The following is a 305-nucleotide window of genomic DNA, read 5'->3' as shown; positions in this document are numbered from 1 at the left end:
AGTGGGCGTTCGGGCATCTGCGGGCGAACCCGGAACACACCAGCTATGCCGAGGTGATCGAACGCCCCTGGGTGATGTGGCGAGGCGGCCCGGCGTGAGCGGGGGGTACCGCTGCGAAGTGGTGGCCGACGGGCCGGTGTTCGCCACGGGGGAGCGCGTCACGTACGTGCCGGCCTCGTGGGAGACGATCTCGCCGAAGCTCGCCCTGCGGTGGCTGACGGCCCAGGCCGAACACCTCGCGCAGCGCCTGGACCCGGACCCCGCCCGGGCACCATGGACCCGCCCGGCACACACACCCCACGCAG

The 305-nt window shown here is 73.1% G+C and carries 1 pseudogene; it reads left to right on the top strand.

Annotated elements, in window-relative coordinates:
- Positions 1-94: 94 nt before the first annotated feature.
- Positions 95-305: pseudogene (locus CK485_RS08170) on the top strand (hypothetical protein); the annotation flags it as partial.

Origin of the sequence: Streptomyces sp. ICBB 8177 (assembly GCF_003144095.1) — a bacterium.
In the GTDB taxonomy this organism is placed as follows: Bacteria; Actinomycetota; Actinomycetes; order Streptomycetales; family Streptomycetaceae; genus Streptantibioticus_D.
This window is presented reverse-complemented; position numbering and strand designations above follow the sequence as displayed.